The 8398-nt window shown below is 41.6% G+C and carries 5 protein-coding genes and 1 pseudogene; 2 read left to right on the top strand and 4 right to left on the bottom strand.

All coding sequences use genetic code 11. The annotated features are described in order from the left end of the window. Window positions 1–15: 15 nt before the first annotated feature. The gene (locus tag QUA74_RS28870; RefSeq protein ID WP_333336038.1) at window positions 16–1887 is read right to left on the bottom strand and encodes a hypothetical protein; all 1872 of its coding nucleotides are present in this window, start codon (window positions 1885–1887) and stop codon (window positions 16–18) included. A 103-nt stretch (window positions 1888–1990) separates the two neighbouring features. Further along, window positions 1991–2212: a hypothetical protein gene (locus tag QUA74_RS28865; RefSeq protein WP_333132777.1), complete on the bottom strand. Its 222-nt coding sequence runs from the start codon at window positions 2210–2212 to the stop codon at window positions 1991–1993. A gap of 342 nt (window positions 2213–2554) precedes the next feature. On the opposite strand from QUA74_RS28865, the gene QUA74_RS28860 reads away from it, so the two are divergent. Beyond that, entirely contained in the window at window positions 2555–2980 is a 426-nt protein-coding gene (locus QUA74_RS28860) for a hypothetical protein (protein ID WP_333336035.1), read from the top strand. 136 nt (window positions 2981–3116) lie between these two features. On the opposite strand, the pseudogene QUA74_RS28855 reads toward QUA74_RS28860, so the two are convergent. Beyond that, a pseudogene (locus tag QUA74_RS28855) lies at window positions 3117–4170 on the bottom strand (ISKra4 family transposase). A 452-nt stretch (window positions 4171–4622) separates the two neighbouring features. Here QUA74_RS28855 and QUA74_RS28850 point away from each other — a divergent pair. Then, window positions 4623–5679, top strand: a protein-coding gene (locus QUA74_RS28850) for an IS630 family transposase (RefSeq protein ID WP_333336032.1) whose coding sequence is annotated in 2 segments (ribosomal slippage) — window positions 4623–5039 and window positions 5041–5679 — 1056 coding nt in all. Because the reading frame shifts where the segments join, the coding sequence is not laid out codon by codon here. Window positions 5680–5747: 68 nt separating this feature from the next. Here the strand turns inward: QUA74_RS28850 and QUA74_RS28845 are convergent. Beyond that, window positions 5748–8398, bottom strand: a 2651-nt coding sequence (locus QUA74_RS28845) for a SpoIIE family protein phosphatase (protein ID WP_333336031.1), incomplete at its 5' end; no start/stop codon positions are given.

The raw sequence follows: 8398 nt of genomic DNA, 5'->3' as shown, positions 1-8398 counted from the left end.
TGATTTTAAACCATCCTAATCTTCCTTCTGTCTTGTATTATGGTACTTTGGCTGCTTAAAAACTGTCCGGAGTATTGTGAGAGAGTAGCCACCTAAAATGTTGGAATAGCTGGCATCAATTTTACTGCCCGAACCCCCAAAGTGTTTCTGTGCTACTCGCTCAATTAAGCGATCGCCCTTGAACACCTGCCCAGTTTTAGGGTCAATTTCCTGTTGGCTGCTGACTAAATTTTCAGCTAGAGAATTTTGCAAGACTTTATCCTGAACAGCAGGAGGAAAATATTGGAAGAGTTCCTCTCTTGTAGGTTTTTGGCCTTTGTTGACGTTCAGGATAAAGTTAGCCCCCCCTGGAATTGAGCTGACAGCACGCTGCACCTCTTGCCGGTAACTCATCAACTGATAGCGACCGAACGCCCGCCCGCAGTTGCGAGATCCTTCGGTACAAACCCTCTCGCCAATAGCTTCGTAATCGCCACTGGCTGCATTTTCCAAATTGGCGATTCCTTCGGAAAGCTTTGCTAACGCCTCCCCTAATGAAGCTACATCCACACCGTTAACGTAAGTTGCGGGGCGCGCGCACTCTCGCTTTGATTCAGGTAGAGGCTGAGTTGGTAAAGGGTTTTCTTTAGTTTGATTTGAACTCAGCGGCTTTGAAGGTTTTGTTTCAGATGCGACGCCTTTTGAACGCGAAATACTGTTAGAAGAACCGCCCTCCAATCGACCGACAAACATAGGCGAATTAACGCTGTAACTGAGAAACGGAACCGGACCAATAATGTAAGGCGATTTGCCGCAGGGCAAACTAAACCTGAAGTACAGAGCCGTGTCAACAGTATCGCTGGTTTCTGACAGTTCCATTACCACTACTTTAAACACTTCCCCAAAAGGATGCCGGCCCGTCGGTTCCCAACCGCTCAAACAGCCAGAACCGCCTCGCACTTCCTGGTATTTGCCGCTAATCCACTGCTTGCCTTCTAGCGGCCCTGTGGCGCGGCGACCGGCGTTTTCCATGTCGTCGAGTTCGATATAAGCGCAATCTTTCTCGCAGGCTACCGCAAATCCTTCTACATCAGAACCAGAAATTGTGTTATTGCGCTTGCTCTCGTACCGACTGTAAATCATGTCAATTCGCATGATTGTGCTGCCAATAGACGCAATAGGAACCGGAAAATTAGAAAGCGGGACTTGACTCAGGAGCGGAATATTGCTGATGAGTTCCTCTGACCAGCCAGAGAACTGTTCTAAATTTACGCTATTAAGATTGGGAATTTGGGCGAGCGCAAACTCAGATAGATCAATTTGGTTAAGTTTTGCCTGTGCTAGTTGCGGTACTTGTTTTACAGCTTGAGCAATTGGCAATTGGCTGATGTTAGAGTTCACTCCGGCTATTTGAGAAGATAAAGAAGCAATTGGAGGAACATCGCTCAATTGAAATTGGCTAAGATTTGGAACAATTTCAGCCAAGTGACCGACAGTTTGCTTACCAGCTAAGGGAAATGCTGACAAGCTGATATTCTCTAAATTGGTATCGCCTAGTGCCAATTGTTCAATTGCTTGCAAAGAAAGAATTTTAGGTTTTACATCGTTAATGTCCCCCAGCTTCAAGATGTTGTCAACAGAAGTGCCAGCTTGCCAGCTTCGACCGCCAGAACTTCCAGAACTAGCAACGGCTGGCAGGGAATTGAAAGTAATCTGGCTCCAATCTGGCAGCAAAACTCTTGATTGTTCTTTTTCCCAAATTTTAGTAGGTAAGGAACTAGCGCTAGCAATTGATGGAAAGCTTAAGAAAGTAATGCAGATGAAAGCAAAAATTAGGCAGAGTGTACTGGCAGCTATTAAGGCAGAGCCTATCTGGCTTGATTTTTTTAACGGCTTGGGACTGTTCATGGAAATCCTCTGGATGTTAACTAAAATCGCGAAAAAGAAAGCTGCTCTATTTTTTCTGAGTTGATGCGTCCAGGACTGCATTTCTCAATCTTCGCTTTTTTCTTTAATCAAGCTCCAGTTCCAACTGTGGATTCGACCGGACTGCTGAATCTGTCCAAGGAGTATCTGCTAAGTTGGACAAATCATAAACATTTTCTTGGTAAGCGTCGTCAAAATTACCTTGACGAACTTCCCTAGGTGATGAGTAACCGACAGTCAAATCGGGTTGCGATTCGTAACCGGAGTTGTTATAGCCGGAATTAGGTTCGATCGATGAATTGTGCATGGTTTTTCTTAGTTTATGTGGTGAATAGTTTTAACTTAAATCGCATCTAGTTTTGGCAACTTCATCCCTGTGAGCGATTTCGTTCAGTAAAAATTACCCCCTCCAAATGGAGGGGGCAGCTCTATAAAAGTTGTTTTGTAGTTTCTCTTCTGTACTGCATCCAGGTATTACCCATAGCTGTATGCCTGTAGCTATCAAGGGCGCGGTAGTCATCCCAAACGTTGTTTCCATAACCCTTACTATTCAGTTGATTCCAGGTGTAAATCACCCAGTCATACATAAATTTATCAACGTTAAAAACTGTATTAGGCTATAATCTAGTTATCGAGTTAGGTGTTGCAATTGAATCGCCCCATCCAGCTTCTTCGAGTTCGAGATATGCAGGTGGTTGACGCCATCCTGACATCTGTTACCCAAAAGCATTTAGAAGATGCCGCTACTCTCTGGGAACCAATCCTTAGAGGTAGTGGAGAAGAAGATGAATACTGGGATTGGGTGAGCAAAAGCTATCGAACTAAATTTTTACCAGGAGATGAACTATATGCAATTGAGTGCGATGGCACAACTCAGGGTTTAATGACAATTGATATCCTAAAAAAACGCTGCTATATTGAGTCTCAATTAAGACGTAGATTGGTGTATATCAGGGCCCTAGCAACGGCTCCTTGGAACCGACTTGCTATCACCAATCCTCCTACTTATAAAGGAGTAGGTGGAACTCTGATAGATTTGGGAGCATCCCGGTTTTGTAAATGGTTAAAAGTATGATATGAGCCAAAATTTTTCGCCCTGCGCTACATGATAGAACGGAAAAGTTGTCGCCCGCAGGCTAACCGAACTGGCGAGAGACGAGTATGTAAAGTATGGGAGTTGGGAAGGAAAATAAAAAAGAGGTGTCTATATTCTAGATTAATTCATTCAAGTAAGCACACCTAAGTTTGAGCATTTGATTAATATTTTCACAACACCACTGAGCACCGAAAATTTTCAATCTTCTATCAATCTGTTTGACTAATGATTCCACTGCTCCCGACCCAATAGAACAAATATTTTGGCTGGATAAGAGTTGATAGTTGACAATTCGATTCCGATGTTTTGTGAGATATTTACAGAAGTTAGTAGTCTGACGACTACTGCACAACTCAAACAACTTAATGGTTTCATCTATACGGCCTTGCCACAACAATTCTTTGGCTTTAGACAGTCGTTTCCTAGACCCTGCTACTTTGTAAAGATTTTCTACTAAATGATACCAGTCTAAGATTTCTCGGCGATTACCATCCGGATTGAATTTACCGATCAGATTCCAAATTCCGTCATGTCCATCACCCAAACACGTCACTAGGGAATTTAACGGCTGACGATTGACATAATCAATCAATACTTCATTTTTCAGAAAATATGCAGCATAAAAGCTGCCATGAAGACTAACTGCTTTATAATCGAGCCAGTGAGAACCTTCCCCTTTTAGTCCTCTCACACGCACTTTCCCTCCATCCACACTGGTTTCTTTAATGGGGGTGTATGCTACTGGTTCAACCCAATCTTGGTTTTCTACCAATCTATGTAAACTCGTATGACCTATCTTGACTCCTGTCTGTACCTCAATTTCTTGAGATGCCTTGGAATAGGATAACAAAGCTACTTGTCGCAGACAGCATTTCTCAAAAAAAGGGGCCAAACGAGTCGATTTTTTGAGATTTAATTTTTCTGCTTGTTTTTCGGTAATTTTTAATTCACCCACACAACTTTTTACTGTTCGGGACGTCCTTTGTCTGTTCCCGTGGTTTCTTTGATAAAAAAGCAACTTCGGGTCCCACTATCTCTATCCATTGTTTTCTCAAGTGTCCCTCTATTGTTTCCAGGCTTTTTAATGCCTCGCGGGGAGTGTTTCTGTATAAAATTTTGGCGATTTCAGCAGTATGAGCTTGTAAACGTGCTTGTTCGTCAGGCGTCATGTTGAGTTCCTCAAAATTATTTATTGACTATTGTAACTCTTGAGATACTCTATTCTTCAGTTCTTATAAAATGGCTGATTGACTCTAAAATATATTTTTGGAGGAAGCTAAGTGTCGGTTTTCCCAAAAAACAGCACGCTTTATCATACTTTTGTATATTTGCAAAATCGGGATGCTCCCGATAGATTTTGCGATCGCTCGCAGCGAAGAATTAGGATACCAAGGGAGAATAGGCTTGCACGCATTGCCCGGTGCGCTAGTATTTTTTGACGTACTCCCCTGACTAAAAGTCTAGGGGATTCTCAAAGGTTGCATTCCGGCGGGTTGAAACCGCGCCTTCATGCTTTCTTTTTCCTGTTTCTTTGACTCTTAACTAAGTAGGGAGGTACAAAAAAACCAAACTATGTAAAAATATGTAAACATGAATATATATCTACCGAGGTAACTCAGATATGGGCGCTCGTTTAAGAATATTTTTGACTCCTTCACAAGATCAAACCCTATTAAAACTTAGAACTGAGGATGTACCGCAGAAAGTCAAAGACAGAGCTTCTGTAATCAGACTAAATGCAGATGGGTGGTACGTGGAAAAAATAGCTGTTCATTTTAATTGGACTCCACAAACAGTGAGAGAGGTCTTACATAAATGGAAAAAGCTAGGTATGGAAGGGCTTTGGGAATTGCCAGGTCGAGGCAGAAAACCTCGATGGAGTGAAGAAGACATCGTATTTTTAGAAAAATGCCTAAAGGAAGAACCACGTACATATAACAGTTCCCAATTAGCTCAAAAATTAGAGAGAGAGCGTAATATACATCTAGGTTCCGACAGGTTAAGACGGGTACTAAAAAAAAAGGGGATCATTTGGAAATTCGCTTAGAAAAAGTCATAAAGGTAAACAAGACCCCGTAGTACAAAAAATCAAGCAGACAGACCTAGATATGTTGGAGTTAGCGGGGGCGGCGGGAGAAATAGACTTAAAGTATTTAGATGAATCAGGATTTTGTGCTTGGAGCGAGCCTGGTTATACTTATTATCAACGAGGTGAACAAAAAAAGATCGAACAAACCTTACGTCGAGGTCGTAGGTTAAGCATTATCGGATTTTTTCAACCATTAATCAGCTTTGTTTACGGTTTGGTGATTGGGGGAGTCCAGCGAAAATCTTATATTCAGATGATGGAGAAAGAAGCCGAAGAGTCGGCGGCTCTGGGACGAATCAGGGTCATAGTACAAGACAACGGTCCGATACACCGATGTCTTGAAGTTCAACAATTATGGTCGAAGTGGGAAAGTCAGGGTTTATACATCTTCTTTTTGCCTAAATATTGTTCAGAAATGAATCCAATTGAATTGGAGTGGCAACATATCAAAAAAAATGAATTAGCCGGAAAAATGTTTGAGGATGAATTAGAGCTGGCTTATGCTGTAATTCATGGGGTAGAAGTTAGAGCAGAAAGAGGAAACTATACTACAGAACGTGTTAAATTTAACTCCAATCAGGTTACTTAATCTTTCGTTACATACTTGTAAATATTTCCACCGACTTACTTACTTCCTTCTAACTTGTTACCAATGCTCTATTTCTGCTTCATCACCACCAAAGTAATATCATCAAACACCCTCTGAACACCAATATACTGTCGCACATCAGCAATAACAGCTTCCCGAATTTCTGCGGCTGAACGGTGACGATTTTCAACCACCACTTGCCACAACCTTTCTAATCCGTACTGCGCTTTATTAATATTTTTAGCTTCAGGAATTCCATCAGTATAAAGCACCACTACATCTCCCGGATTCAACTGCACTTCTGTTTGAGTAATAAAGTCGGCAATCTCTTCTACTAAGCCAATGGGAAAGCCTAAATCCATCGTGTCTACGCACTCCAATGTTCCATCAGCGCGCACCACGATCACTTCCTCATGTTGTCCGCTTAATTTCATGACACCTCCGGCATAATCTAAGATGGCTAAAGTCATGTTTTTAGCCGAGTTAATGCGCTGAAGATTGTCATAAAGTGTCTGGTTTATGATATCCAAAAACTTCACCGGATCTGTTTCGTTCATTTTATGAAGCGTCCTGACTGCCGTTTGTGCCATAATCATCAACACGCCGCTTTCTAAACCATGTCCGGTGACATCGCCAATGCTAATCTTGACTTGACCATCCTGTTGCAGTACATCATAGTAATCGCCGCCAACTTCGTCAGCAGGTTCCATGAACCCAGCTATTTCTAAGCCTTCAATTGCCTCTAATTCTGACTGTTTGGGCAACACCATTTGTTGCAGTTGTTTGACAATATCGAGTTCCGCACTCATGCGGACATTTTCGGCTTTGAGTTTTTGATTCAGGGTACTAATTTCTCCGTTAGCTTGAGCTAGTTGAGCGGTTCTTTCATTAACTTTATCTTCTAAGTTTTGATAGAGTGTGGCATTTTCAATCGAAATAGCTGTTTGTGAACATAAGATTTTTAAAACTTCCAATCTATCTGGGGTAAATGCCCCCGCAGTCCGATTATTTTCGAGATAGATAATACCGATCAGTTTGCCTTGATTAATAATAGGAATACATAAGACTGACTTGGGCTGCTTTTTAACAATATAGGGTTCACGAGTAAAAACTCCTTCGTTAGTAGCATCAGATAAAACGACATCCTCTTGAGTTCTTGCAACATATTGGATGACACCTAGTGGCAGTTGTTCGCTATTTTCAATGTTGATTGACTGTAAGACAGTGACTTGTTCTGAATCCACAGATACTTGTGCTTCAATCAGCAATTTTTCCTGAGATTCTAAAATCAGAGAACCAACTTGCGCCCCGGCATTTTCCATGAGAATTCTCATCAAGGAGGTAAGTAATTTATCCAGTACAATTTCGCCGGAAATGGCTTGAGAGGCTTTCATCACGGTGGCTAGATCCAAAGCTGCCCCTGACTGAGTGCTAGTTGAGGTACTGCTTGATACCCTGCCCGTGGAAGTAATGCTCTTTCCACCAGATGATTTTGGCAGCAACTGCGGGTATTTTTCCTCCAAATCTTCCACCTTGCGTTTAGCGCCCCAGCATTGGTAGCCATAGTGGGCTTCACTCATGTAGACTTTAGCAATCTTCTCTTTACCTTTACCTAACCAAAACTTAGCTGCTAGTTCCGACGCTAGCGCTTCATTCTGCAAAAATTTATTTTCTCGGGCTGACTCGATCGCTTGGTCATACAAATCCTGCGCTTCCAGAACATTGCCTGTAATTCGCGCCAACTCAGCTTCGATTAGCAGACGTTGATGAAGGTAGGTACTCGGACAATGTTTACTCCAGAGTTTGAATTTCTCAAGATTCGATTTAATCTTCTCCACGTACTGTGCCTGTTTTTCACCATCAGCATAGTCATACCCAACTGATAAGGCTAGACATTGATGAAAATGGAAAGCCGAATTAATAAAAAGCCCCGTCACGCCTATCAAATATTTTTCGGCAGAGTTAGCGTAGTCTATCGCTTTCTCGGAATCTGAATACCAGTTGGCTAAAGACAATTTACAGACTATTTCTAAAAATAGCGTAGGTAAATCGTTTTTTTCAAGGCAAGAATTAAGGAGCTCTTTGGCATTTGGCCATATAGATTCATCAAGAACGCTCCAATCCTCAACGGGTTCAATCAAATTATAAATGGTTGCTTTAATCGCATAATAATATTGCACCATGTTTGGATCGACTTTTTTCAATCCGGGTGTAATTTTATCAATTTTTTCTGATACTTCTTTTAACGAATCAATCCCCCAAAAACACATAAACAAATAGTTGACTGCACAATATCCTGCCCATTGATAAGCACCGTTTTCTACCCCGCTATAATAACCTCTCATTAAATGCTCTCTAGAGCGATCGAGATGTTCTGTGTAATGGGAAGTATGTCCTCCCCACATATTCAAAATTAATGCTTCATAAGGCTTAATTTGATACTTGTCGTCGTTCAATCTCAAGGCTAAACTTCCAAATTTATAGGCGGTTTCAAAATCTTGCGCTACAAAGGCAAGTGTTAACGAATAATATATATACCCAACTGAAGAGTGAGGATTGTTCCCATAGGTGAGCGATAGCTCAATCATTTTTATGCCTAGTATGAACAGCAATCTAGACCCTAAAAAGTAAGAGGGAGGTAAACATTCTCTGAGGAGTACCATAGCAGCCAGTTTTTCAGGGTCTTGCATTTCAGGAAGGTCTATAAAATTTTCAATTT

The organism is Microcoleus sp. LAD1_D3, from assembly GCF_036702135.1.
In the GTDB taxonomy this organism is placed as follows: Bacteria; Cyanobacteriota; Cyanobacteriia; order Cyanobacteriales; family Microcoleaceae; genus Microcoleus.
The sequence above is the reverse complement of the archived record's forward strand: the minus strand, read 5'-3'. Positions and strand labels throughout refer to the sequence as shown.

Coding starts and splice junctions, on each gene's coding strand:
- QUA74_RS28870 (WP_333336038.1), bottom strand. CDS start 1,887: ATGAACAGTCCCAAGCCGTTAAAAAAATCAAGCCAGATAGGCTCTGCC.
- QUA74_RS28865 (WP_333132777.1), bottom strand. CDS start 2,212: ATGCACAATTCATCGATCGAACCTAATTCCGGCTATAACAACTCCGGT.